Origin of the sequence: Solimonas aquatica (assembly GCF_900111015.1) — a bacterium.
GTDB classification, from domain to species: Bacteria; Pseudomonadota; Gammaproteobacteria; order Nevskiales; family Nevskiaceae; genus Solimonas; species Solimonas aquatica.
Genome location: NZ_FOFS01000003.1, coordinates 275,898 through 298,009 on the forward strand (window position 1 = coordinate 275,898; position 22,112 = coordinate 298,009).

The 22,112-nt window shown below is 67.6% G+C and carries 22 protein-coding genes and 1 tRNA gene; 14 read left to right on the top strand and 9 right to left on the bottom strand.

All coding sequences use genetic code 11. The annotated features are described in order from the left end of the window. Positions 1-216: 216 nt before the first annotated feature. A complete protein-coding gene (locus tag BMY12_RS05360) occupies positions 217-1,128 on the bottom strand; it encodes a CE1 family esterase (RefSeq protein ID WP_177188856.1) in 912 nt (303 codons plus the stop codon). Between the two features lie 132 nt (positions 1,129-1,260). Beyond that, positions 1,261-2,427: an acyl-CoA dehydrogenase family protein gene (locus BMY12_RS05365; RefSeq protein WP_093283049.1), complete on the bottom strand. Its 1,167-nt coding sequence runs from the start codon at positions 2,425-2,427 to the stop codon at positions 1,261-1,263. A 118-nt stretch (positions 2,428-2,545) separates the two neighbouring features. On the opposite strand from BMY12_RS05365, the gene BMY12_RS05370 reads away from it, so the two are divergent. Both BMY12_RS05370 and BMY12_RS05375 read left to right on the top strand, forming a co-directional pair. After that, positions 2,546-3,700, top strand: a complete 1,155-nt coding sequence (locus BMY12_RS05370; RefSeq protein ID WP_093283052.1) for a CaiB/BaiF CoA transferase family protein — start codon at positions 2,546-2,548, stop codon at positions 3,698-3,700. A gap of 24 nt (positions 3,701-3,724) precedes the next feature. Beyond that, positions 3,725-4,438 (top strand): dienelactone hydrolase family protein, encoded by a 714-nt coding sequence (locus BMY12_RS05375; protein WP_093283054.1) that lies wholly within the window; start codon positions 3,725-3,727, stop codon positions 4,436-4,438. 15 nt (positions 4,439-4,453) lie between these two features. Here BMY12_RS05375 and BMY12_RS05380 read toward each other — a convergent pair whose 3' ends face one another. The 3 genes from BMY12_RS05380 to BMY12_RS05390 all read right to left on the bottom strand — a co-directional run bounded on the left by BMY12_RS05380 (position 4,454) and on the right by BMY12_RS05390 (position 6,666). Next, positions 4,454-5,527 (bottom strand): AraC family transcriptional regulator, encoded by a 1,074-nt coding sequence (locus tag BMY12_RS05380; protein ID WP_093283058.1) that lies wholly within the window; start codon positions 5,525-5,527, stop codon positions 4,454-4,456. A gap of 92 nt (positions 5,528-5,619) precedes the next feature. Then, positions 5,620-6,012 (bottom strand): SirB2 family protein, encoded by a 393-nt coding sequence (locus BMY12_RS05385; RefSeq protein ID WP_218140092.1) that lies wholly within the window; start codon positions 6,010-6,012, stop codon positions 5,620-5,622. Between the two features lie 18 nt (positions 6,013-6,030). Then, the gene (locus BMY12_RS05390; RefSeq protein ID WP_093283063.1) at positions 6,031-6,666 is read right to left on the bottom strand and encodes an NAD(P)-dependent oxidoreductase; all 636 of its coding nucleotides are present in this window, start codon (positions 6,664-6,666) and stop codon (positions 6,031-6,033) included. Positions 6,667-6,763: 97 nt separating this feature from the next. Here BMY12_RS05390 and BMY12_RS05395 point away from each other — a divergent pair, with 97 nt between their 5' ends. Then, on the top strand, positions 6,764-7,693 hold the full coding sequence (locus tag BMY12_RS05395; RefSeq protein ID WP_093283066.1) for a LysR family transcriptional regulator: 930 nt from the start codon (positions 6,764-6,766) through the stop codon (positions 7,691-7,693). Between the two features lie 126 nt (positions 7,694-7,819). Here BMY12_RS05395 and BMY12_RS05400 read toward each other — a convergent pair. Beyond that, positions 7,820-7,895 (bottom strand) — tRNA-Glu (locus BMY12_RS05400). A gap of 41 nt (positions 7,896-7,936) precedes the next feature. Here BMY12_RS05400 and pcnB point away from each other — a divergent pair. From pcnB to pgi, 7 genes are all read left to right on the top strand, one after another. Further along, positions 7,937-9,310, top strand: a complete 1,374-nt coding sequence (gene pcnB, locus BMY12_RS05405; protein WP_093283068.1) for a polynucleotide adenylyltransferase PcnB — start codon at positions 7,937-7,939, stop codon at positions 9,308-9,310. After that, positions 9,307-9,792, top strand: a complete 486-nt coding sequence (gene folK, locus BMY12_RS05410) for a 2-amino-4-hydroxy-6-hydroxymethyldihydropteridine diphosphokinase (protein WP_093283071.1) — start codon at positions 9,307-9,309, stop codon at positions 9,790-9,792. The genes pcnB and folK overlap by 4 nt, the downstream gene beginning before the upstream one ends. Before the next feature lie 199 nt (positions 9,793-9,991). Beyond that, positions 9,992-10,846, top strand: coding sequence for a 3-methyl-2-oxobutanoate hydroxymethyltransferase (panB, locus tag BMY12_RS05415; RefSeq protein ID WP_093283074.1), 855 nt, complete (start codon positions 9,992-9,994; stop codon positions 10,844-10,846). Beyond that, positions 10,843-11,688, top strand: a complete 846-nt coding sequence (panC, locus tag BMY12_RS05420; RefSeq protein WP_093283077.1) for a pantoate--beta-alanine ligase — start codon at positions 10,843-10,845, stop codon at positions 11,686-11,688. Before panB ends, panC begins: the two co-directional genes overlap by 4 nt. 226 nt (positions 11,689-11,914) lie before the next feature. After that, on the top strand, positions 11,915-12,295 hold the full coding sequence (gene panD, locus BMY12_RS05425; RefSeq protein WP_093283080.1) for an aspartate 1-decarboxylase: 381 nt from the start codon (positions 11,915-11,917) through the stop codon (positions 12,293-12,295). Between the two features lie 13 nt (positions 12,296-12,308). Next, complete coding sequence (locus BMY12_RS05430) at positions 12,309-12,929, top strand: TIGR02466 family protein (RefSeq protein WP_093283083.1); 621 nt, start codon at positions 12,309-12,311, stop codon at positions 12,927-12,929. Between the two features lie 76 nt (positions 12,930-13,005). Beyond that, positions 13,006-14,646, top strand: a complete 1,641-nt coding sequence (gene pgi, locus BMY12_RS05435; RefSeq protein WP_093283087.1) for a glucose-6-phosphate isomerase — start codon at positions 13,006-13,008, stop codon at positions 14,644-14,646. A 7-nt stretch (positions 14,647-14,653) separates the two neighbouring features. Here the strand turns inward: pgi and queG are convergent, their stop codons facing one another. After that, the gene (queG, locus tag BMY12_RS05440; protein ID WP_093283088.1) at positions 14,654-15,739 is read right to left on the bottom strand and encodes a tRNA epoxyqueuosine(34) reductase QueG; all 1,086 of its coding nucleotides are present in this window, start codon (positions 15,737-15,739) and stop codon (positions 14,654-14,656) included. Between the two features lie 50 nt (positions 15,740-15,789). On the opposite strand from queG, the gene BMY12_RS05445 reads away from it, so the two are divergent. From BMY12_RS05445 to BMY12_RS05455, 3 genes are all read left to right on the top strand, one after another. Then, positions 15,790-17,256: an NAD(P)H-hydrate dehydratase gene (locus BMY12_RS05445; protein WP_093283091.1), complete on the top strand. Its 1,467-nt coding sequence runs from the start codon at positions 15,790-15,792 to the stop codon at positions 17,254-17,256. After that, positions 17,253-17,735 (top strand): tRNA (adenosine(37)-N6)-threonylcarbamoyltransferase complex ATPase subunit type 1 TsaE, encoded by a 483-nt coding sequence (gene tsaE / locus BMY12_RS05450; RefSeq protein ID WP_093283093.1) that lies wholly within the window; start codon positions 17,253-17,255, stop codon positions 17,733-17,735. The genes BMY12_RS05445 and tsaE overlap by 4 nt, the downstream gene beginning before the upstream one ends. Before the next feature lie 117 nt (positions 17,736-17,852). Then, positions 17,853-19,232 (top strand): N-acetylmuramoyl-L-alanine amidase, encoded by a 1,380-nt coding sequence (locus BMY12_RS05455; protein ID WP_093283096.1) that lies wholly within the window; start codon positions 17,853-17,855, stop codon positions 19,230-19,232. Positions 19,233-19,331: 99 nt separating this feature from the next. On the opposite strand, the gene rpiA is transcribed toward BMY12_RS05455, so the two are convergent. Together rpiA and BMY12_RS05465 are read right to left on the bottom strand one after the other, a co-directional pair. Further along, a complete protein-coding gene (gene rpiA / locus BMY12_RS05460) occupies positions 19,332-19,997 on the bottom strand; it encodes a ribose-5-phosphate isomerase RpiA (protein WP_093283099.1) in 666 nt (221 codons plus the stop codon). 188 nt (positions 19,998-20,185) lie between these two features. Then, positions 20,186-20,896 (bottom strand): YggS family pyridoxal phosphate-dependent enzyme, encoded by a 711-nt coding sequence (locus BMY12_RS05465; RefSeq protein ID WP_093283102.1) that lies wholly within the window; start codon positions 20,894-20,896, stop codon positions 20,186-20,188. 83 nt (positions 20,897-20,979) lie between these two features. Here BMY12_RS05465 and BMY12_RS05470 point away from each other — a divergent pair, with 83 nt between their 5' ends. Further along, positions 20,980-22,026: a type IV pilus twitching motility protein PilT gene (locus BMY12_RS05470; RefSeq protein ID WP_093283105.1), complete on the top strand. Its 1,047-nt coding sequence runs from the start codon at positions 20,980-20,982 to the stop codon at positions 22,024-22,026. The last annotated feature ends 86 nt before the right edge of the window (positions 22,027-22,112 follow it).

Sequence of the window (22,112 nt, forward strand, 5' to 3'; positions counted from 1 at the left end):
TCACGAGGCCCTTGTTGCCTGCTGACGTGGCCGGCGGGTCTGGTCCGTGCGGCGCGCCCGTTCGATCTGGCGCGGCGCTGCGGACGCTTGCGGCGGAGTATGTCCGGGCTCGCGTCCGGGCAGGCGCTCTGTGAAGGCTGCGATTTGTGTCCCGGCGGGCAATAAAAAGCCCGGCTGAAAAGCCGGGCTGTCGTGGCCAGCAGCGTGTGGCGGCTTTCAGCTCTTGGGATAGCGCGAGAAGAAGCTCCAGATCTTTTCGCTGGCGTCCCAGCGATCATTGTTCTGGCCCAGGAAGCGCGGCAGGAAGGTGCGGCCGCCGGCCCATTGATGGCCGGCCCCGGCGATGCCGCACCAGGTCACCTCGTCGCCGCTGGCGCAGCCGCGCAGGGTGCGGCACTGCACGCCGCTTTCCTCGGAGACCACATCGTCCTGCGTGCTGCATTGATTGCGCTGGCCCAGGCTCTGCACGATCTGCGCGATGGAAGGACGGAAGCTGCCTTCGAACACGCCGCCGTCCCAGGGAATGCGCGGATCGGCGCGGCCCTGGATCAGCAGGGCGGGGATGCCGCGCTTGGGGGTGCAGCTCTGCACCATGATGCCGCCGGAGACGGCGGCGATGGCGGTGAAGGTGTCCGGCGCTTCGCAGGCGATGCGGTGCAGCAGCATGGAGCCGTTGGAAAAGCCGGTGCCGTACACGCGACGCGCGTCGATGGGGGCAATGGCTTTTGCATCGTTGATCACCGCGCGGACGAAGCCGACGTCGTCGACATTGTCCTGCATGGGCTTGGCGCAGCAGCTGCCGGCGTTCCAGGCGCGGGCGATGCCATCGGGATAGGCGACCATGAAGCCGTGCTCGTCGGCGACATTATCGAAGTGCGTCATGTCTTCCATGATCTTGCCGGTGCCGACGCCGCCGTGCAGGGCCACCACCAGCGGCACGGGCTTGCCGGCCGGCAGCGAGGTGGGGCGATACAGCAGATACGTACGGTCCAGGCCGCCGATGCGCAGGGTGCGTTCGGTAACCTGACCGCTGCCCTCGGCAACGGCCCGCGGCGATGACATCAGGCATCCCATCAGAATCAGGGCGGCAACGAACAGTGGCAGCGTCAGCAGTCTCGACTTGGACATGGCAGCTCTCCGGTTTCGCAGCGACACGACGTCGCACATGGTAGGCCAGCCGGCTTGCCGCTGTCTTACCGGAAAATCCATTCCGCACCGCCCGGTGCGCGCCATTGCGCAGGGCCGTGCCGTGCGCGTGGCTCAGTAGGACTTCGGCAGATCCAGCACCTTCTCGGCCAGGAAGTTCAGGATCATGTGCGGACTCACCGGTGCGATGCGCGGAATCAGCACTTCACGCAGCAGGCGCTCGATGTGGTACTCCTGTGCGTAGCCCATGCCGCCCAGGGTGAGCATGGCGGTGTGGCAGGCTTCGAAGGCGGCTTCGGCCGCGAGGTACTTGCCGGCATTGGCTTCCACGCCGCAATCCTGATGCTGGTCGAACAGGGTGGCGGCCTTCAGCACCATCAGGTTGGCCGCTTCCAGCTGTGCCCAGCACTTGGCCAGCGGATGCTGGATGCCCTGGTTCATGCCGATGGGACGGTCGAAGACGATGCGCTCGCGTGCGTACTGCGCGGCGCGGGCAATCGCGGCGCGGCCGATGCCGATGGCCTCGGCCCCGAGCAGGATGCGCTCGGGATTCAGGCCATGCAGGATGATCTTGAAGCCATCGCCTTCGCCGCCGATGCGGTCGGTTTCCGGAATCCACAGATCATTGATGAACAGCATGTTGGAATCCACCGCATGGCGGCCCATCTTGTGGATCAGCCGCACTTCGATCTTGCTGCGGTCCAGATCGGTGAAGAACAGTGACAGGCCATCGGTCTTGCGTTTGACCTGATCCAGCGGCGTGGTGCGCGCCAGCAGCATCATCTTGTTGGCCACCTGCGCCACGGAAATCCAGATTTTCTCGCCGTTGACCAGATAACCGCCCTCGCGCTTTTCGGCGCGGGTCTTGATCCTGGTGGTATCCAGGCCGACATTGGGCTCGGTGACCGCGAAGCAGATGCGCTGCTCGCCGCGCAGCACCGGCGGGATCATGCGCTGCTTCTGTTCCTCGCTGCCGAACAGCGCCACCGGCTGCATGCTGAACACCGGGCCGTGGATCGCCGAGGCCGCACTCATGCCGCCGCCGGCCTCGGCCACGGCCTGCATCATGATCGCCGCCGAGGCGATGCCCAGATTGGCGCCGCCCACGTTCTCCGGCATCGCCACGCCCAGCCAGCCGGCCTCGGCCATGGCCTTGAAGAATTCGTGGGGAAACACGCCGTCGCGGTCCCGTTCCAGCCAGTACTCGGGGCTGAACTGCTGGCACTGCTTGAGCACGGTGTCGCGGATGTTCTGCTGGTCGCCGCTCAGGGAAAAGTCCATGGTCTGGGTCTCGCGCTGCGAAAGGAATGATGTACGGATATTAAACCAGTGAACTGGAATCGGTACGGCCATCGTGAAACAATCGCCGCCACTTCCAATCAGTCGAGGAGCCGGTTTCATGGCGAGTTCCCAAGGGCGGCGGGGGCCTCTGGCCGGTCTGCGCGTGCTGGATCTCACGGCGATGGTGATGGGTCCGTACTGCACGCAGATCATGGCCGACATGGGCGCGGAGGTGATCAAGATCGAGCCGCCCGAGGGCGACAACACCCGCTATATCTCGGTGGCGCCGGTGCCGGGCAAAAGCGGGGTGTTCGCCAACGTCAATCGCGGCAAGCGCAGCGTGGTGCTGGATCTGCGCAGCGAGGCCGGCAAGGCGGCGCTGCGCGCGCTGGTGAAGACCGCCGATGTGTTCATCCACTCCATGCGCGGCAAGGCCATCGCCCGGCTGGGTTTCGATTACGCGCAGGTGGCGGCGCTCAGGCCCGACATCGTCTACACCAATTGCTACGGCTACAGCCGCCGTGGTCCGGAGGCGGATCAGCCCGCCTACGACGACACCATCCAGGCCGAGTGCGGACTCACTGCCGTGCAGCAGATGCTGACCGGCGAGCCCGGTTTCGTCGGCACCATCATGGCCGACAAGGTGGCGGGCCTGACCGTGCTGTATGCCACGATGATGGCGCTGTTTCATCGCGCGCGCAGCGGCGAAGGACAGGAGGTGGAAGTGGGCATGTTCGAAACCATGGCTTCGTTCATGCTGGTGGAGCATGCCAATGGCGCGCTGTTCACGCCACCGCTGGGCGCGGCGCACTATCCGCGCGCGGTGGCGCGCAACCGGCGTCCGTACCGCACCCGCGATGGCCACATCGCGGCACTGATCTACAACGACAAGCACTGGTCGCTGTTCGTCGAAGCCGTGAAACCGGATTGGGCGACGCCGGAACTGGCGACCCTGGCGCAGCGCGCGCAATGCATCGACCGGGTCTACGGTTTGCTGGCGCAGACCTTCGCGCAGCGCAGCACGCAGCAGTGGCTGGACCTGCTGCGCGAGCTGGGCATTCCCGCCGCGCCGCTGCGGACGCCCGGGGAACTGTTCGACAATGCGCATCTGAATGCCATCGGTTTCTTCGAGTCTGTGGATACGCCGCAGGGCCAGATGCGTTTTCCCGGTGTGCCCACCTGGTTTTCGCGTACGCCCGGTGCGGTGGCCGGCGCGCCGCCGGAGCTGGGACGCGATACGCGGGCGGTGCTGGAGGCCTTGCCGCAAGACTGAGCGGTGCGTCCGAGGAGCTTGGAAATGAAATCACAGCAAGTCGTGTATCGCGGCGCCGGCCGGCGCTTCCTGGGCGAGCTGTATTGGGATGAAGCCGCGACGCAGCCGGCGCCCGGCGTGCTGGTGTTTCCCGATGCCTTCGGCCTGGCCGACCACGCCCGCGAGCGGGCGCAGCGTCTGGCGCAGCTGGGCTATGTGGCGCTGGCCGCTGATCTGCACGGCGAGGGCGCGGTGTATGAGGACGTGGCCAGCATGCGCGTCCATCTGCAGCCCCTGTTCGAGAACCGCGCCGACTGGCGCGCCCGCGCGCAGGCCGCGCTCGCGGCCCTGCAGGCGCAGACGCCGGTGGATGCGCAGCGCCTGGCCGCGATCGGGTTTTGTTTGGGCGGCGCCACCTGTCTGGAGCTGGCGCGCTGCGGCGCGCCGCTGAAGGCCATCGTCGGATTTCACGCCGGCGTGCTGGCGCCGCTGCCAGGCGACGAGCAGAAGATCCAGGCCAAGGTGCTGCTCTGCCAGGGCGCGGACGATCCGCTGATCAAGAAGGAAAACATGGCGGCGGTGGAAGCGGAGCTGCGCCGGGACCGCGTGGACTGGCAGCTCATCGTCTACGGCAATGCCGTGCACAGCTTCACCAATCGCGATGCCGCCACCCGTCAGTCGCCGGCCATGGCCTATGACGCCGCCGCGGATCGGCGTTCCTGGGCGGCGATGCAGGGCTTGCTGGCCGAGGTGTTCTGAACGCGGCGCGCGCGCTCAGCGCGTCAGCTCATTGCGCAGCTGGCGTGGCGAGGCCGCGAACCAGCGATGGCAGCTGCGCGAGAGCACGGAGGTTTCCGAGTAGCCGAGAATCTCCGTGACTTTCACCAGCGGGATGTCGGGCTGCTGCAGATAGCGCAGGGCCACGTCGCGACGCACCCCGTCCTTGATGGCCTCGAAGGACAGCCCTTCCTCGCGCAGGCGTCTTTGCAGCGTGCGCAGATGCAGGCCCAGCGCCGAGGCGACGCGTTCGGGACTGCAGTCGCCTTCGATCAGCAGGCGCGAGATCATCGCCCGCACCCGTGAACCCAGGCTGCTGGTCGCGGCGGGGAAGCGGTCGTCGATATAGCTGGTGGCGATTTCGTAGAGCTGCGGGTCGGCTTCCGGCACCGGCAGGGCCAGATCCTGGGCGTTGAAGAACAATCCGGTCACGCTCTGATTGAAGCGCACCGTGGCGTTGAAGCTGGCGCGGTACACCGCCATCGGCGCAATCGGCTCATGCGTGAACCAGACTTCCCTTGCATTGGCGCGGCCACCGCTCAAGGCGCGCGTGGCGTACTGGGTGGCGGCCAGGCCGTGCTCGATGCTCTGCGGCATCGCCGCTTCGGCACTCGCCAGCTGCTCGAACTGCATCAACACGCGACGTTCGCGCGGCAGTTCTTCGAGTGCGATGCGGATGGCGGTGCTGCAGGCGCTCATGTGTTCGGCGCAGTAGCGGAAGGCATCGCCCAGGGTGGGCGAGTTGCGCATCGCCACATCCAGCGGCCCGAGAATGCGGGTGGCGCCCTGCGCCGCCTGCAAGGCGGCCAGACGCAGGCCGAAGTCGGGGCAATTCAGCTCCAGCGCGGCGCGCTCCATCAGCTGCCTCATGGCCGGGAAGGCGATGAAGCCGTGCTGGTCATCGAGCGCCGCTGCGTCTATGCCGGACTCGCGCAGCAAGACCCCGGGATCGCCCTTGAGGCTGAGTACCAGGTCATGGAAGCCCTGCAGTGTCCGGCCGCGAACCGCCGCGCCGCCCTGGAGTGCCACGCTTGCTTCGATCCGCGAGGGATCGTGCTCCTCGTTTCTCATCTTGGCAGAACCTTGTGAGGTCTGATTCGGCCTTTCATCAGCCGTTTGCAGCGTATCACGCAGCCCTTTGCCCGTCGCGCGTTAAGCTTGTCTCAGAGCGCAAGATAGCTGCGCGGGTCATGGCTCAGAGCCACGCCGACGATATAGGCCGCGCAGAGCAGGGCGGCGACGAAAGCCAGGCGGCGCTGCGTCAGGCCGTGACGCTGGTGCAGGGCGACATGGCCGAACGCGATGTAGAGCAGCAGCGCCAGCAGCTTGGCGCTGAGCCAGGACTGCACGAAGGGATATTGTCCGAGGATGAAGCACAGCAGCAGGGCACTGCCCAGCAGCACGGTGTCCACCAGATGCGGCAAGACCCGCAGCAGCCGGCCGCCGGGATAGGCCTGATCGCGCAAGGCATAGCGCCCGCGCAGCACGAACAGACTCAGGCTGAGGATGACGCAGCTGATATGAAGCGTCTTGATGGCTGCGTAGTGGGCGATCACGGCGGCGGCTGTCTGCGGTCAGTAGGCGACGGTGAAACGTTGCCGCAAATGGCGCGGCGATTCCAGCTCGTCGAGCATGGCCACCGCGTAATCGCCGGTGCTGATGCGGCTCTGGCCCTGTGCATCGCTGAGCAGCTGATTGCCGCCGAGACGGAAGTGGCCGGTGGCGGGGCCGGGTTCGATCAGCGCGGCGGGGCTGAGCATGGTCCAGTTGAGTTCGGTTTCGCTGCGCAGCAGGTTCAGGGCATCACGCGCGCCTTCGGCGCTGGCGCGCCACTGCGCCGGAAACTCGGGCGAGTCGAGCAGCTGCACGCCGGGGGCGATTTCCAGGCTGCCGGCACCGCCGACCATCAGCAGGCGCCGGCCGCTGGCCCTGGCGGCGTCGATGATGCTGCGCACGCCGCGCAGATACTCGCCGCGCACATCGCCATAGGAATGACCGCTGAAGGCGCTGATCACCGCGTCCTTGCCGGCGAACAGCGTTTGCAGCGTGGCGGTGTCGAACACGCTGCCGACGCTCACCTGCAGTGCCGGCGTCGAGGCGAGTTTTCCGGCTTCTCGGCTGAGCGTGCTGATGCGATGGCCGCGCTTGAGTGCTTCCTGCAGCAGGGCGGCGCCGATGTAACCGCTGGCGCCCAGCAGAACGATATTCATGATGAAACTCCGTGTGGGGACGGCGCCTATCCTGGCGCATCGCTGCTGGGCTATAAATCGCCATAATCAGAAATGATTGTTATCGGATCGCGAACAAATGAAAGCCGCCACCAAGCCTGCCGATCTCAACGCACTGAACGTCTTCGCCGTGGTGGCCGACTGCGGCAGCTTCACGCAGGCGGCTGCGCGCCTGGGCATGCCCAAGGCCCGCGTCAGCACCACGGTGAAGCGTCTGGAGCAGATGCTGGGACTGAGCCTGTTCCATCGCACCACGCGGCAGGTTTCGCTCAGCGAAGCGGGGCGCGAACTGTTCAGCGGCTGTCAGCCGCTGCTGCGCGGGCTGCAGGATGCACTGAGCCGGGCCGGCAACGAGCAGGCGGCCTTGTCCGGCACGCTCAGGCTCAGTGCGCCCGTGGATCATGCCGAGCAGCTGCTGGCGCCGGCCGTGGCGGAATTTGCGCAGCTGCACCCCGCGCTGCAGATCGAGCTGCGCATCAGCGACAGCGTGCTGAACCTGATGGCGGAAGGCATAGACCTGGCGCTGCGCGTGGGCTGGCCCCGGGATTCCACGGCGCGGGCCGTCAAGCTGGGCGAGTTTGCGCAATGTGTGGTGGCGGCGCCCGCCTATCTGCAGCGCCGCGGCCTGCCGCGCCAGCCGGCCGATCTGGCCGGGCATGACTGGCTGGCGCTGACGCTGCTGCGGACGCCGCTGACCTGGAAGTTCAGCTCCGCGCGCGGCAGGACGCAGAGCGTGCGCATGAACGCGCGCCTGCGCACGGATTCCAGTCTGGCCTTGCGCGCGCTGATTCTGAGCGGCGCGGGGGTTTCGGCCTTCATACGCAACAGTATCGAGCCGCATTTGCGCGACGGGCGGCTGGTTCAGCTCTTGCCGCAATGGTCCTTGCCCAGCGGCGGCTTCTATGCGGTGTATCCGCCCGGAAGGCATGCGCCCGCCGCGGCTCGGGCCTTCGTGGCGTTTTACCGGGGCTGGCTGCAGGACGCGCAGGCGCCTCTGCGGCAAGGCTGAAATGGTGCTGGCAGGGGTGGCGCCAGAGCGGTCCGAGGGGCTCGTGGCGGCGGCGGGTGTGGCTGAAACCGGCCCGCCGGAGCAAGCCGCCACGCGATGGCGACGGCACTCGTGGCGGCACGCGGTTGGCGCTCCTACCCGGATTCGAACCGGGGTTTAAGCCTTGAGAGGGCTCCGTCCTAGGCCTCTAGACGATAGGAGCAACTGTTGGCCGCACACGAGGCCGCGTATTATACGCGCCGCATGAATTGGCTCAAGAAATTTTTGCCGCGCCGAAAGGCTGCCACGCAAACCAGAAGAGTGCCCCGCGCGGAGCACCCGATTTCCCGCTCCAGTTTTCCTTCGGGAACGCTGCGTACGCTCTATGGCCTGAAGGATGCGGGCTATGAGGCTTATGTGGTGGGTGGCGGTGTGCGAGACCTGCTGGCGGGGATGGAGCCCAAGGACTTCGACATCGCCACCAACGCGCATCCGGAGGAGATCAAGCGCATCTTCCGCTCCTGCCGCCTGGTGGGCCGGCGCTTCATGATCGCGCACGTGCGCTTCGGTGATGAGATCACCGAGGTCACCACCTTCCGCGGTCCGATCACCGACAGCCACGAGCGCGACGAGACCGGCCGCATCCTCTCGGACAACGAATACGGCACGCTGGAGACCGACGCCTTCCGGCGCGACTTCACCATCAACGCCTTGTATTACGACATCCGCGATTTCTCGATCGTGGATCTGGTCGGCGGCCTGGAGGACGTGGCGGGGCGGGTGCTGCGCCTGATCGGCGATCCGGAGCTGCGCTACCGTGAAGACCCGGTGCGCATGCTGCGGGCGATCCGCATCGCCAACAAGCTGAAGTTCTCCATCGACAAGGCCACTGCGGCGCCGATCCGCAAGCTGGCGCCGTTGCTGCGCGAGATTCCGGCGGCGCGTCTGTTCGACGAGATCATCAAGCTGCTGCAGTGTCGCGACGCCGAGGCCAATCTCAATGGTCTGCGCGAGTACGGCCTGCTGGCGCAGCTGCTGCCGCAGGCGGACAAGGCCATGGCCAAGCCGCAGAGCGCCGATTTCATCGCGCGCGCCCTGCGCAACACCGCCGATCGCATCGCCAGCGAGCAGACCGTGAGTCCGGCCTTCCTCTACGCCGCCCTGCTGTGGCCGGCGGTGGTGGCGCGCATGCAGCGCCTGATCGAGGAAGAAGGCCAGCACGTCAATGTCGCCATCGTGCAGGCCAGCGAGGAAGTGCTGGCGCAGACGCAGAAATACGTGGTGATCCCCAAGCGCTTCTCGCTGCCGATGCGGGAAATCTGGACGCTGCAGCCGCGCTTCGATCTGCGCAAGGGCGGCCGTCAGCAGCGTCTGCTCACGCACCCGCGCTTCCGTGCCGCTTACGACTTCCTGGTGCTGCGTGCGCAGTCCGGCGAAATCGAGCAGGCCGTCGCCGACTGGTGGACGCGCGCGCAGGTCGGCGAAGGCCTGCCGCCGCTGCCACCGGAGCCGGATCTGGAAACCGAGGCCGAAGAGAGCAGCGACGGTGCCGAGCCCGGAGGCGCGCCGCGCAAGCGCCGCCGTCGCCGCGGCGGACGCAACCGTCGCCGCAACAGCACGCAACCGGCACAGACGTGAGTCCGCGGTTTCGCGCCCACATCGGTCTGGGCGCCAATCTGGGGGATCCGCCGGCGCAGCTGCGCTGGGCGCTGGCGCGCCTGGAGCAGCTGGGCCGGCTGCTGGCGCAGTCGCCGCTGTATCGCAGCCTGCCGATGGGGCCCAGCGAGCAGCCGGACTTCTGCAACGCGGTCTGCATTCTCGATACCGATATCCCGCCGGAGGCGCTGATGCAGGCCTTGCTGGCCATCGAGCGCGAGGCCGGACGCGTGCGCGATGTGAAGTGGGGACCGCGCACCCTGGATCTGGATCTGCTGCATGTCGAAGGCGTGGTGCTGGACAGCGCGGCGCTGCGTCTGCCGCACCCCGGCATCGCGCAGCGTAACTTCGTGCTGCAGCCCTGGGCGCAGATCGCGCCGGACCTGGTGGTGCCGGGTCTGGGGCGGGTCGATCTTGCCGCAGGCCGGCTCGGTGAGGCCGGCTTGCAGCTCTGGCGTGAATAGCGTTTGACCGCAGGCCCTGATGGGCTACACTCGCGCCGCGTCGCGCAGTGCGCGCGCCGGGTGCATGTCTTGGTGGGCCGCCCGCCGCTGTCTGATAAGGTCGTGAACGCAGGCGCATGTCTTGGTGGGCCGCCGGTGTTCCCCCGCAGGCCTTGCCGCCCTGGCTACGGATCGGGCTGGCATCGCCGGAGCGCCAACAATGAATAGCCGCAAACCCGTCAACATCGCCGAGCTGCGCCGCATGCGTGCGGCCGGTGAAAAAATCGCCTGTCTCACCTGCTACGACGCCAGCTTCGCGCTGCTGCAGGATCGCGCCGGCGTCGATCTGATTCTGATCGGTGACTCCCTGGGCATGGTGATTCAGGGCGGCAACACCACCACGCCGGTGACCGTGGAGCAGATCAGCTATCACAGCAAGTGCGTGGCACCGCATCTGCAGCGTGCGTTTCTGGTCGCCGATCTGCCGTTTCTCTCCTACGCCACGCTGGAGCGCGCGCTGGATGCCTCGCAGCGGCTGATGCAGGAAGGCGGCGCCAAGATGGTGAAGCTGGAAGGTGGTCGCGAGCAGGCCGCCATCGTCGAATATCTTTCGGTGCGCGGCGTGCCGGTCTGCGCGCACCTGGGTCTGCAGCCGCAGTTCATCCACAAGATGGGCAACTTCAAGGTGCAGGGTCGCGAGCAGGCGGCGGCCGAAGCGATGCTGCACGACGCGCAGGTGCTGGCGCAGGCCGGCGCCGATCTGCTGTTGCTCGAATGCATTCCGGCGGAGCTGGGCGCGCGCATCACCGCGCAGTCGCCGGTGCCGGTGATCGGCATCGGTGCCGGCAGTGGCGTCGATGGCCAGATTCTGGTGCTGCACGATCTGCTCGGCATCTCGCCGCAGGTGACCCTGGGGCACACCCCGCGCTTCGTGAAGAACTACATGGCCGGCGCGGTGGCGCAAGGCGAGAAGGGCGGGGTGATCGAGGCGGCGATCGCCGACTATGTGCGCGAGGTGAAGTCCGGCGCCTATCCCGCGCCCGAGCACTGCTTCGAAACCACGGTGAAGCGATGAACACGGTCCATACCGTCGCCGAGTTGCGCGCCACGCTGGCCGGCTGGCGGCGACAGGGTGAGCGCATCGCCTTCACGCCCACCATGGGCAATCTGCATCAGGGGCATCTGCGCCTGGTCGAGCAGGCCCGGCTGCGCGCCGCACGCGTGGTGGCCAGCGTGTTCGTGAATCCGCTGCAGTTCGGTCCCAATGAAGACTTCGACCGTTACCCGCGCACGCTCGCGGCGGACGCCGACAAGCTCGCCGCCGCCGGCTGCGATCTGCTGTTCGCGCCCAGCGTTGCGGAGATGTATCCGCAGGGGCGCGAGGGTCTGACCACCATCACCGTGCCGCGCCACGCCAGTCTGCTGGAAGGCGCGTTCCGGCCCGGGCATTTCGATGGCGTGGCCACGGTGGTGAACATCCTGTTCAACCAAGTGCAGCCGGACGTGGCCTTGTTCGGCGAGAAGGACTATCAGCAGTTGCAGGTCATCCGGCAGATGGTGGCGGATCTGCATCTGCCCATCGAGATCGTCGGCGTGGCCACCGAACGCGAGGCCGACGGTCTGGCGATGTCCTCGCGCAACCAGTACCTGCAGCCCCAGGAGCGCGCGCAGGCGGCCCTGATTCATGCCAGCCTGCAGGCGGTGGCCGAGGCGCTGCGGGCAGGCCGTCGCGACTACGAGGCGCTCTGCGCCGAGCAGGCTGCGCGACTGGCCCAGGCGGGTTTCCGCGTGCAGTACCTGAGCCTGCGGGCATCCGATCTGGGGGCGCCGGCGTCCGATGCACGGCAGCTCCGCGTGCTGGTCGCGGCTTATCTGGGCAATACCAGATTGATTGACAACATCGCCATTTCCCTTTGATCTGTAAGATATTTCCTGCTCATCGCCACGCCGGGCGCGAATCCGGTACAGCATCGGTTAAGGTTTAAAGACAGAGCGAAATGATCTAGAATCTGTGCCTCGCTTCGTGACCACCGTCACAGGCAACGGGCGTATGTCTTATTGGGCCGCCCGCCGTCGTCCGAACCGTAAAACGTCGCGCGTATGTCTTGGTGGGCCGCCGACGTTTCCAATCGAGATCAAACCCATGCAACTGCACATGCTCAAATGCAAGCTGCATCGTGCCTGCGTGACTCATGCCGAACTGGATTACGAAGGCTCCTGCGCCATCGACGCCAAGCTGCTCGAACTCGCCGGCATCCTGGAGTTCGAACAGATCCAGATTTACAACGTGGGCAACGGTGAGCGTTTCACCACCTACGCCATCAAGGCCGAGCCCGGCTCGGGCATCATTTCCGTGAACGGCGCCGCCGCCCACAAGGCGCGCGTCGGTGACCGCGTGATCATCTGCGCCTACTCGCAGATGGACCCGGCCGCCGCCCGCAGCCACGCGCCGCGTCTGGTGTATCTGGACGAACGCAACCGCGTCACCCGCACCGGCAACACCATTCCGGTCCAGGCCGCCTGAGCGCCTTTTCAAGGTGAGCAGCGTCCAGGCGTGGTTTCCCACGCTGATCTATTGCGAGCGCCTGCAACGGTCTTCGTTGCGGGCCTTCAATGCTGATCTGCTGGACGCCTGCCAGCGTATCCGCGAGCACGACGAAGCCGGCCGGCGCTGGTCGCAGCCCAACTATCCCCTGGGTTACACCAGTTACGGCTCGCTGGATCGCCTGCACCAGTTCGCCTCGCCTTTCGAGGAGCTGCGCCAGCGCCTGGAGCCGCATGTGCGGCGCTATGCGCGCGCGCTGTCCTGGAATCTGCGCGGCGGGCGACTGCTGATGACCGATTGCTGGCTCAACGTCATGCCGCGCGGCTGTGCGCACAGCTTTCACATCCATCCGCAGGCCGTGATCAGCGGCACCTACTATGTGAAAACCCCGCGTGGCTGCAGCGGCCTGAAGTTCGAAGACCCGCGTCTGGACTCGTTCATGGCGGCGCCGCCGCGCCGCGCCAGCGCCCGGCCGGCGCTCAAGCCCCACATTCAGTACCCGGCGCAGGCCGGCAAACTGATTCTGTTCGAGAGCTGGCTGCGGCACGAGGTGCCGGCCAATCCGGTCGACGAAGAACGCGTGAGCATCAGCTTCAACTACCACTGGTGCTGAGTCGCGCAAGGCCCCACGGCAAAAATCTTGCGGAGCAGTTTCCGCCGACTTCTTCAGCCGTTAGTCTTAGCGGTACATGACTTCCACCAATAACGCCGGTTTGAGCGCCAGCGCTGCTTGGCGCGCTTTGCAGATCCATGCCAGGAGCATGGATCAGACCCGCATCGCCGAACTGTTTGCCGCTGATGCGCAGCGGGCGCGGGAAATGAGCTGCGAGGACGTCGGTTTTTATCTGGACTATTCCAAGCAGCGTGTCAGCGTCGAGACCCTGGAACTGCTGCGCAATCTGGCGCGCCAGCAACAGCTCGAAACCTGGCGCGAGCGCCTGTTCAACGGCGAGCACGTCAACAACACCGAGAACCGCGCCGCCCTGCACATGGCCTTGCGCGCGCCGCGTGCCGCCGACTTCCGCGACGCCGGCCGTCGTGTCGGCCCCGAGGTGCATGCCGTACTGGACCGCATGGCCGAATTCTGCGAGCGGGTGCGCAGCGGGCAGTGGCGTGGTGCCACGGGCAAGCGGATCACCGATGTGGTCAACATCGGCATCGGCGGTTCGGATCTGGGGCCGCGTCTGGTCTGTGAAGCGCTGGCCGCAAGCATCGACGGGCCGCGCCCGCATTTCGTGGCCAATGTCGATGGCGCCGATCTGCACGCCATCCTCGCGCGGCTGCGGCCGGAGACCACGATGTTCGTGGTGGTGAGCAAGACCTTCACCACGCAGGAAACCCTGGTCAATGCGCTGCATGCGCGCGCCTGGATCGTGTCCTCCCTGGACATCGAGGCGGTGTCCAAGCACTTCGTTGCGGTGTCGACCAATCAGGAGGCGGTGGAGGCCTTCGGCATCGACGCCGATCACATGTTCTCGTTCTGGGACTGGGTGGGCGGACGCTACTCGCTGTGGAGTGCGGTCGGTCTGTCGATCATGCTGGCCCTGGGACCGCAACGCTTCACCGGCTTGCTGCGTGGCGCGCATGCCATGGACACGCATTTCCGGCGCGCGCCCTTGCAGCAGAACCTGCCGGTGCTGCTCGGCCTGCTGGCGATCTGGAACCATAATTTTCTGGGCTGTGCCACCCAGGTGCTGGCGCCGTATGCGCAACGCCTCTCGCTGTTCGTGTCCTGGGCGCAGCAGCTGGAGATGGAGTCCAACGGCAAGAGTGTGACGCGCGAGGGTCGCCGCGTGGACTACGCCACCACTCCGGCGCTGTGGGGCAATGTCGGCACCAATGCCCAGCATGCTTATTTCCAGATGCTGCATCAGGGGCCGGCCGTGCATCCGGTGGATTTCATCCTGCCGGTCTATGCCGAGCACCCGTACAAGGACATGCACAAGAAGCTGGTGGCCAATTGCCTGGCGCAGGCTTCGGCGCTGATGCGCGGCAAGAGCGCCCAGGAAGTGCGTGCCGAGCTGGTCGCGCGCGGTCTGGAAGGCGAGGCGCTGGAGGCCGCCGTGCCGCATCGCGTGTTCCCCGGCAACCGGCCCAGCAACATGCTGCTGATGCCGCGTGTGGATCCTTTCCATCTGGGCGCGCTGCTCGCGCTCTACGAGCACCGCACCTTCGTGATGAGCGTGATCTGGGGCATCAATGCCTTCGATCAATGGGGCGTGGAATTCGGCAAGCAGCTCGCCAACCGCATCCTGGATCCGAAGTCCGATCTGCCACTGGACCCTTCCACCGACGAGCTGATGCACAAGCTGCAGCTGCGCATGCGCTGAGCTTCAATCAGGCCGCACCCTGCCTCTGCAGGGCCCACAGCAAATGCTCGCGCAGTACCTCGTCGTCACTGTGCAGGCGGGCCTGCAGCGCGGCGCGCACCGCGTCTGAAGGCGGGGCGTTGCCCAGAGCAATGGCGAGATTGCGCAGCCAGCGCGCATAACCGGCGCGGCGCAGGGCCATGCCCTCGGTGCGACGCAGCCATTCGGCCTCGTCCCAGGCGAACAGCTCCAGCAGGCCGGCGCGGTCCAGGCGGTGCCGCGCCATGAAATCGGCCTCGCCGCTTTTCTGCGCGTAGCGGTTCCAGGGGCAGACCAGCTGGCAGTCATCGCAACCGAAGATGCGATTGCCCATGGCCGCGCGCAGGGCCTCGGGAATCGCGCCGTGATGCTCGATGGTCAGATACGAGATGCAGCGCGCGGCGTCGAGGCGATACGGCGCGATGATGGCCTGCGTCGGGCAGATGTCGAGACAGGCGCTGCAGCTGCCGCAGAGATTCTTCGCCGCACTCGCGTCCTGCGCCGGCAGCGGCAGATCGCTGTAGATCTCGCCCAGGAAAAACCAGGAACCGGCCTCGCGCTGGATCAGCAGGGTGTGCTTGCCGATCCAACCCAGGCCGGCATTGCGCGCCATGGCTTTCTCCAGCGCCGGCGCGCTGTCGGCGAGCACGCGATAACCAAACGGCCCGATGGCCTGCTCGATGCGCCGCGCGAGCCGGAGCAGGCGCGCGCGCAGCACGCGGTGATAGTCGCGGCCCAGGGCGTAGCGCGAGATGTAGGCGCGCGTGGCATCGCCCAGCACCTGTTGCGCCAGCGCCGCGTCGATGGGATAGGCCATGCGCGCCGAGATCACGCTCAAGGTGCCGGGCCGCAGACGCGCGGGCTCCGCGCGCAGCGCCGGATCGCGACGCATCCAGTCCATGCCGCCGTGCAGGCCTTCGTCGAGCCAGCGCTGCAGGTGCGCAAGATCTTCGTCGAGCGCGAGCGTGGCGAAGCCGGCGTCGGCAAAGCCCAGCTCGCGGGCCCACTCGGGCAGCGCGCGCAGCGCCTGCCAGGCGGCGGCGTCGGGGCGGGGCGGGGCGGGGTCGGTGCGCATGGCCGCGCGATTGTAGCGATCCGCCGCGCGCGGCTTTCTATACTGTGCGCATGAACCGAGAAGACCGCCTCTACAGTGCCGCACAGGTACGCGAGCTGGATCGCCTGGCCATCGAAGGCCAGGGCATCGCCGGCTACACGCTGATGCAGCGCGCCGCGCAGGCCTGCTGGCGGGTGCTGCGCGAGCGCTGGCCGCAGGCGCGGCGCATCGCGGTGATCTGCGGGCGTGGCAACAACGGTGGCGACGGCTACGAGATCGCGCGCCTGGCGCGCGCCGCAGGGCTGGATGTGAAGGTCTACGCCGTCGAGGCTCTGCCCACGCAGGGCGATGGTCTGCGTGCCTGTCAGGCCTGGCAGGCGGAGCGGGGCGATATCGAGGCGTTCAGCGGCGCGCTGGCGCCGGCGGACGTGATGGTCGACGCGCTGTTCGGTACGGGTCTGGCGCGCGCCCCGGAAGGCGTGGCCGCGCAGGCGATCCAGGCCATCAACGCCGCCAATGCCGGTGTGCTGGCGGTGGACGTGCCGTCGGGCCTGGACGCCAGCAGCGGCCGCGCCTTCACGCCTACGGTGCGCGCCGAAGCCACGGTGAGCTTCATCGGCAACAAGCTGGGCCTTCATACCGGCGATGGTCCTGACTATGCCGGCACGCGGCACTTCGACGATCTGCAGGTGCCCGAGGCGGTGTACGAAGCCTTCGCGCCGCAGGCGCAGCGGCTGCCTCAGGCCTTGCTGGCGCAGAGCCTGCCGCGCCGGCGTCGCGGCGCGCACAAGGGCGAGCATGGGCATGTGCTCCTGATCGGCGGCAATCTCGGCATGATGGGCGCGGCCCTGCTGGCCGGACGCGCGGCCCTGCGCTGCGGCGCCGGCCTGGTCAGCGTCGCCACGCGCACCGAACACGCGGCGCTGCTGAGCACGGCGCAGCCGGAGCTGATGTCGCGCGGTGTGCGCGATGCCATCGAGCTGCGACCGCTGCTGGCGCGCGCCGATGTGGTCGCCATCGGTCCGGGGCTGGGGCAGGACGCCTGGGCGCGTGGCCTGTGGAGCGCCACGCTGGAATCCGGCAAGCCGCTGATCGTCGATGCCGATGCCTTGAACCTGCTGGCCGCGGAGCCCGTCGCGCTGCCCGATGCCGTGCTCACCCCGCATCCGGGCGAGGCCGGGCGTCTGCTGGGTCTGGGCAATGCGCAGGTCCAGGCCGACCGGCTCGGCGCGCTGCGGGCGCTCGAAGCGCGCTACGGCGCCACCGTGCTGCTCAAGGGGGCCGGGACGCTGATCAGCGGCCGGCCGCCGGCGGTCTGCACCTTCGGCAATCCCGGCATGGCGGTCGGCGGCATGGGCGATGTGCTCAGCGGCGTGATCGCCGCGCTGCGCGCGCAAGGTCTGAGCGCCGAGGCGGCCGCGCAGAACGGCGCAGTGCTGCACGCCCTGGCCGGTGATCGCGTGGCCGCTGGCGGTGAGCGTGGCCTGCTGCCCAGCGATCTGCTGGTGGTGTTGCGCAGCCTGGCCAACCCGCTATGAGCGAATCGCCGCCGAGTCTGCATCTGGCCGACGCCAGCGCCACCGAAGCGCTGGGCGCAGTGCTGGCGCAATGGCTGGCGGCACGCGGCGCGGGGCTGGTGACGCTGCAGGGCGATCTGGGCGCCGGCAAGACCACGCTGGTGCGCGGACTGCTGCGCGCACTTGGCGCGAGCGGACCGATCCGCAGTCCCAGCTACACCCTGCTGGAGCCCTATCAGCTGGGCGGGCTGCGCGTGCTGCACATGGATTTCTATCGCCTGCAGTCGCCCGACGAGCTGGAAAACCTGGGCCTGCGTGACGACCCGCCCGAGCAGAGCATCTGGCTGGTGGAATGGCCCGAGCGTGCCGGTGAACTCTTGCCGCCGCCCGATCTGGCACTGAAGCTGAGCAATGCCGCCGAGGGCCGCACCGCCGAGCTGGCCTGTGCCGCCGCCGGACGGCCGGCCCTGGACCGGCTGCTGCACGCCGCTAAGCTGTAGCAGTGGTTTTGAACCACCTTAAAAAGTAAGCGTAGCTGGCTGTTTAAGCTGAGAATAACTTGCTTATCCCAGAGTAACTGCGCTAGGCTCGTGTTCATTCTGGGGCTTTCTTTCCGTATGCGTAAATGGCTGGCCATCGCTGTGCTGTGTGCTGCGCCGCTGGCCCAGGCCGCGGAGCTGCGCGCGCTGCGCGTGCAGGATGAGCCTGCGGACAGCCCCGGCGTCACGCGCGTGATCTTCGATCTGGACGGCGTCAGCCCGGTGAAGATTTTCACCCTGGAAAACCCGCAGCGTGTGGTGGTGGATTTCGACAGCCTGTCGCGCAGCGCCATCAAGCGCGCGCAGCACACCCCGGTCAAGGGTCTGGTGCAGGCCCTGCGCAGCGGTCCGCGCGACAAGGGCGTGCGCGTGGTGCTGGATGTCGGCCAGGCGGTCAAGGTGCAGCGTTTCGACCCCTCGCCCGGCAGCGAAGCCGCGCAGCGTCTGATTGTCGAGCTCAGTCCGCTCAATCCTCCGGCCGCCGCTGCCGCGTCTGCGCCGCCCGCACCCGCTCCCGCGCCTGCCGTGGCACCGGTGACGCCGGCGATGGCCAGTGTCGCGCCGCCGCCCGCGCCGCCGCCGGCACGCAGTGAAGAACGGCTGCCGCCACGCGGTGCCGACAAGCCGGTGGTGGTGGTGATCGACGCCGGCCACGGTGGCCAGGACCCGGGCGCGCATGGCCCGAGCGGTCTGCAGGAAAAGGACGTGGCTCTGGCCATCGCCCGCAAGCTGGCACTGCTGATCAACGCCCAGCCCGGCATGCGCGCAGTGCTCACCCGCGACGGTGATTACTTTCTGGAACTGCGTCAGCGCGTGGAGATCGCGCGCAAGAATCAGGCGGATCTGTTCGTCTCCGTGCACTGCAACGCCTTCTCGCGCAGCGAGATGAGCGGCACCGCGGTGTATGTGCTCAGTGATCGCGGCGTCAGCAGCGAGCAGGCGCGCTGGCTGGCCAACAAGGAAAACTCGGCGGACCTGGTCGGCGGCGTGGAGCTGCATGGCAAGGACAAGCAGCTGGCGGCGGTGCTGATCGATCTGTCGCAGAGCGCGACCCTGGAAGCCAGTTTCGATGTCGGCACGCGCATCCTGCGTTCGATGGGCGGGGTCAACAATCTGCAGAAGCCCGAGGTGCAGCAAGCCGCCTTCGTGGTGCTCAAGGCGCCGGACATTCCTTCGGTGCTGGTGGAAACCGCCTTCATCACCAATCCGCGTGAGGAGCGGCTGCTGGCCAGTGACGAGTATCAGAGCCAGCTGGCGCTGAGCATGCTGGGCGGCGTGAAAGCCTATTTCCAGGCCTACCGTCCCAAGCAGCAGCTGGTGCAGAACGAAGCGCTCATCCCGGTTTCAGCGCCGGCGCCGGCGCCATTTCGTGAGGCGAGTGACCGCAAGCAGGCCGCAGCCCTGCGCCGCGCATTGGCGGAGGCGCCGTACGCCCAGCCCACGCGCCTGCAACGGTGAGCCGGCGACGAGCTGCTGCTCACACTCAAGGATGGTACGCGGCGCGAACTCCTCGGCGACGACCTGGACCGGCAGCTCTCAGGCGCTTAGCCGCCGGCATCAGGGCTTGATGATCTGCGCGCCCTCCGGCGTGCCGACAATCAGCACATCCGCGCCGCGCCGCGCGAACAGGCCCACGCAGACCACACCCGTGATCAGATTGATCTCGGTTTCCAGGGCGACGGCGTCGTGGATCGCCAGACCATGCACGTCGAGAATCTGGTTGCCGTTGTCCGTGATCACGTTCTGCCGCAGCTTCGGCTGGCCGCCGAGCGCTTCGATGCGGCGCGCGACATAGGCCTGCGCCATCGGAATCACTTCCACCGGCAGCGGGAACCTGCCCAGCACCTCCACCTGCTTGGAACGATCCACGATGCAGATGAACTGCTCGCTGGCCGCCGCCACGATCTTTTCGCGGGTCAGCGCCGCGCCGCCGCCCTTGATCAGCTGCAGCTTCGGATTGGACTCGTCGGCGCCATCGACATAGATCGACAGCTCGCCAGTGCTGTTCAAGTCCAGCACCGGCACGCCGATTTTCTGCAGGCGCTCGCTGCTGGCATTGGACGAGGACACCGCGCCCTTGATCTTGCCCGCCAGGCCGCTTTCGGCGAGCAGGTCGATGAAGATATTGACCGTGGAACCGGTGCCCACGCCGAGCACGCGGCCGGCTTGTACGTAGGCGAGGGCGGCTTCGGCGGCTTTGCGCTTGGCGAGGTCTTGGCTCATGACAGGTGTGGCGTCTCGGATAAGGGTTTCTGGCTTGTCATGCCCGCGCCCGCGGGCATCCCGGAATCAGGTGTGTCGGGTGCTTCGGCTGCGCACCGGATGCCCGCGGGCGCGGGCATCACCGTCAGCAAGCCGAAGCTGTGCGAAGTTTACTGGCTGGGGTGCGCGCGTACATGCCCGCCGCCCATTCACGACAGGCCGGCAGGCTTGCGCAAGCGCGACCCGAACACCGCCGTGCCGATCCGCACCAGGGTCGAGCCCTCGGCGATGGCCGCTTCCAGGTCGTCGGACATGCCGGCAGAAAGGGTATCGGCTTGCGGCAGCTGCGCGCGCAGGGCGATGAACAATTCCTGCAGGCGGTGAAACGCGGCGCCTTGCTCGCGCGCGTCCTCGCTGGGCGCCGGCACCGCCATCAGGCCGCGCAGCCTGAGGCGCGGCAGCCGGGCGACTTCCGCGCACAGTGCCAGCGCCTCCTGCGGCGCGCAGCCGGACTTGCTGGCCTCGCCGGAAATATTCACCTGCACGCAGACGTTCAGCGGCGGCAGATCGTCTGGCCGCTGCGCGCTGAGGCGCTGCGCGATCTTCAGCCGCTCCACGCCGTGAACCCAGGCGAAGCGCTCGGCGATCTCGCGGGTCTTGTTGGACTGGATGGGGCCGATGTAATGCCAGCACAGCGCGCTGGCCTGCGCGCCCAGCGCGTCCTGCTTGGCGATGGCTTCCTGCACATAGCTCTCGCCGAACTCGCGCTGGCCGGCGGCCATCGCGGCGCGGATCGCCTCGGCGTCGAAGGTCTTGCTCACTGCCAGCAGGCGCACGCTGGCCGGGTCGCGGCCGGCGGCGCTGCAGGCGCGGGCGATGCGGGTGTGGACTTGCTGCAGGTTATCGGCGATGGACGTCATCGGCGGCGTGACGGGCTGCACGGGGCGGCAAGAAAGGGCGGCTAACATAATCGATCACTGCCCTGGGCGCCCGGACCTCGATCATGGACCTCACGCAACTGCTGCAGCTGGCTGCCGCGCGCGGCGCTTCCGATCTGCATCTCTCCGCCGGTCTGCCGCCGCGTCTGCGTCAGGACGGCGAGCTGGCCGCCATCGACCATGCGCCGCTGCAGGACGGTGATCTGCGCGCCGCCGCCGAAACCCTGATGCCTGCGCCGCTGCGCGCGCTCTGGCAGCGCGGCGAGGACGTGGACTTCGCCAGCGAGGTGCCGGGTGTGGGCCGCGTGCGCGTCAATGCCTTCCGCCAGCTGCGCGGCACGGCGCTGGTGATGCGACTGTTGCCGCGCCGCATTCCGGATCTCGATACCCTGCGCTTGCCGCCGGTGGTGAGCGAGTTGCTGGAACTGCCGCGCGGGCTGCTGCTGGTCACCGGCCCCACCGGCTCGGGCAAGTCCACGACGCTGGCGGCGATGGTGCAGCGGCTCAACCAGACCCAGGCCCTGCACATCCTCACCATCGAGGATCCCATCGAGTTCGTGCACGAGCCGGCGCGCAGCCTGATCAGCCAGCGCGAGCTGCACCGCCACACGCAGAGCTTCGCCAGCGCCCTGCGCTCGGGTCTGCGCGAAGACCCGGACGTGATGCTGGTCGGCGAGCTGCGCGATCTGGAGACGATCCGCCTCGCGCTCACCGCCGCCGAGACCGGGCATCTGGTGCTGGCCAGCCTGCACACCGCCTCGGCGCCCAAGACCATCGACCGCATCATCGATGTGTTCCCGGCCGGCGAGAAGGAGAGCGTGCGCGCGATGCTGGCCGAATCCCTGCGCGCGGTGATCGCCCAGACCCTGCTGCCGGCCGCCGGCGGTGGCGGACGCGTGGCCGCCTTCGAGCTGATGCTGGGCACGCCGGCGATCCGCAACCTGATCCGCGAGAACAAGGTGGCGCAGATGGTCTCGGTGCTGCAGACTGGTCAGCGCGAGGGCATGCAGACCCTGGATCAGGCGCTGGCGGTTCTGGTCCGTGCCGGTCTGGTGGACGCCGCCGCCGCGCGGCGCAAGGCCAGCGATCCCAAGAGCCTGGTTCTGGCCTGAGGCTTGCGTCACTGCCCACTCGCAGCTACACTCGCGCGCCTTTTTCGAGGTTCGGGGTCTAGGCATCACCCGAACTGAACTATAAC